At 57.9% G+C, this 2,242-nt stretch carries 1 pseudogene; it reads left to right on the top strand.

The features are described 5' to 3' along the window. Positions 1–547 precede the first annotated feature (547 nt). Positions 548–2,242, top strand: a pseudogene (locus tag HMPREF7215_RS06035) (hypothetical protein); the annotation flags it as partial.

Raw genomic sequence — 2,242 nt, 5'->3', positions numbered from 1 at the left:
CGCTGCGCCGGCTGCCCCTGCGCGCGCGCCTGCGTGTTCCGCGGGCGCGGAGATCCTTTGGAGACGTGAAATGACCTGCCATAGTTTTATTCACTGACTGTCAGCTTTTAAACAGAAATGTTCTACGTGGAACATTTCGAAACGAAAACGCGAGAGGGAACGGCCGGATTTTATCCGCCCGTTCCCTCTCGCGTTTTCGCCGCGGCGAAGGGCGGCGCCAAAACGAAGACCGTCGCTCACCGCGCAAAGATGACGGGAAAAGCACGAGATACGCAAAAATCCCCGACGGGCGATTTGAACTGCTCCCCCTATGATGACAGCGTTTTGCTTCTTTCGTTGTCTCTCATAGGGGGAGCGCATCATCGTTCTTGGTGAACGAGTCTTTCCGGATTGTATGCAGTATTTAAGTGATCATATAATTTGATTTATCCCATTGATCTTTAATATATATATGTTATTTATTAACCTTGCATTGGAGTAGAAATACTCAAGATTGCAGCTTTGAAGCGCAATCAATGCAAATACTCATGCAGGGAGGAAGTTTTCGATGGAAGAACCACGAACGAAGAGACACAGACAATGCAGCGCTGTTTTGGGAGTTCCTGGCAGAGAAGGACGTTGCTATTGTGAAAAGAGCGCAAAGCCCCGCTTCAAGGGCGGTGCTCTGGCAGCGGTGACGCTGGGGCTCGTTCTTATGGCGCCGATGGCGTCGCTGGCAGACTCAATCCATTACTACAGTATCAAGAGCGATCAGACTGAGGCTGGCAGCAACTACGGCAACGACGGCGCCACGGGGAAGGATTCTCTGGCGATCGGCATCAACAGCAAGGCTGTCGGCAGAGCCAGCAGCGCTGTGGGTTACCAGAACGTGGTCGACAGCAAATATGGAGCCGCTTTCGGCAGGGAAAATACGATCTCCGAGAAAGCTGAAGGCAGCTACGCTGCCGGCTCTCGAAACGAGATCTTTGGAAAATACAGCAACGCCGTAGGACGGCGCAACGAGATTGCCGCGGATATCGAGAGCGGCAACGCCTTCGGGATATCGAACACGGTCTCCGGCACGTACGCCAGCGCCGTAGGCTACCGAAATGAAGCGCTTGGCAAATCCAGCAATGCCGTAGGGTACCAGAATGTGGCCAAAGAAACTTTGAGCAGCGCTCTCGGGGTTTTTAACATGGCTTCCAGCACCATGAGCAGCGCTATCGGGGCCTGGAACGCAACGATCGGCAAGCACAGCGGCGCCTTCGGAGCCAATAACAAGGTCGGCGGGCAGGAGAGCTACGCCTTCGGCGAGGACAATATCATTGGCAGCACGTCGAAGAACGTACTGGTCCTGGGCAATGGAGCGAGGATCGGCGCTTCAGGGTATAAATATGAAAATAAAAAGGACATCTATCTGGACGAGACCGACGTCTCCGGAGCGGTGGCGCTCGGCAGCAACACGGGAGTCACGGTGAAGGGCGGCGTGGCTTTGGGAGAAGGTTCCGTGGCTTCTCGCGGCGAAGGGAACGTCGGTTACGACGTTTCCGGCGCGGACCACGGCAGCGATACGGACGGCGTATGGAAAGCCACGGCTTCCGCCGTTTCCGTCGGCGGCGTCATTCCCGGCGCGTCGGGAGCGCCGGACAAAAAGATCACCCGCCAGATCACCAACGTCGCGGCCGGCACCGACGATACCGACGCGGTCAACGTCGCGCAGCTCAAACAAGTCGCCGCCACAAGCGGAGCCGCGACTTACAGGTTCACCCTCAGCGATTCCGCTGTGTCTGCCGCCCACACGGTCACGCTCGGACAGAGCGTGACGCCGGACATCAAGTTTGTCGGCGCGAACGGCATCACTGCCGAAGTCGCCGGCGGCGTTGTCACGATCGGGCTCGATCCGGCCTCTTGGGGACAACCCGGCAAGTGGAACCTGCGGACCAACGGCGATACTTCTGTCCCCGTCGGCAAAGACGACACCGTTCGGTTCAAAGACGGCGACAACGTCAAAATCAGCCGTACCGGCCGGGATGTCACCGTCGCCCTCGTCGACGCGCCCGTTTTTGCCGGCAAAGTAAAAGCCAAAGGCTTCGACGCCGCGGGACACAAGATCGAGAACGTCAAAGCCGGAGACGTGAGCGCGACCAGTACCGACGCGATCAACGGCGCGCAGATGTGGAAGACTTCGAGCAGCATCGCCAGCCATCTGGGCGGCGGCTCGTCCGTCGCCTCCGACGGCTCCGTCTCCGCGCCCACCTACGCC

Origin of the sequence: Pyramidobacter piscolens W5455 (genome assembly GCF_000177335.1) — a bacterium.
Taxonomy (GTDB): Bacteria; Synergistota; Synergistia; order Synergistales; family Dethiosulfovibrionaceae; genus Pyramidobacter; species Pyramidobacter piscolens.
This window is presented reverse-complemented; position numbering and strand designations above follow the sequence as displayed.